The organism is Bradyrhizobium sp. INPA03-11B (assembly GCF_040446015.1).
GTDB lineage: Bacteria > Pseudomonadota > Alphaproteobacteria > Rhizobiales > Xanthobacteraceae > Bradyrhizobium > Bradyrhizobium macuxiense_A.
Map to the genome: position 1 here is coordinate 1 of NZ_JASGSR010000280.1, position 551 is coordinate 551.

General features: G+C 65.7%; 1 protein-coding gene. It reads right to left on the minus strand.

The annotated features are described in order from the left end of the window. Positions 1 to 80: 80 nt before the first annotated feature. Entirely contained in the window at positions 81 to 341 is a 261-nt protein-coding gene (locus QMZ05_RS40920) for a hypothetical protein (protein WP_050422442.1), read from the minus strand. Positions 342 to 551 lie beyond the last annotated feature (210 nt).

Genomic DNA, 551 nt, shown 5'->3' on the forward strand with positions numbered 1-551 from the left:
GGCTCTAGATCCCAGTTTGACGCGGTTTCTCGACGCGAACCGGCGTCCACGTCGTCCGAAGACGCTCCGGCCAGCGCAATTCAGCGGTCGCGCTGCCGCACCGGCTGCCGTTCGATCACGATCTCGGCGTCGCGGATCGCCACCACGGCGAACAACAGCGCACCGCCGATGCCGCCGATCGCGGCGCCGAGCGGCATGAAGGTGAAGAACACCAGCGTTCCGCTGTCGAGACCTGAGGTTCTGGCCATTCCGATCCAGGTGAGCCCGGCTCCGATGCCGAGAGCGGCGCCGCCGAGGGCGCCCAGTGCAAGCCCAAGCACAGCGAGCAATGCGACTTTCATGATGATTCCAGCCCCGACCGCAACAAGCCCAGTGATAGGTCAGCGGCGGGCCTTCGAGGTTCAACGCAGTCGTTGCGAATTTGCCGGGCGGGGCGCGTCGCGTCTTCGATCCCGTGCGACGAACAGCGACTCTGCGAAGCAAGCTTTAGAGCGTGAGGTGAGCACGCTGATCAGGCTCCCTCCCCCTTTGTGGGGGAGGGTGGGGAGAGG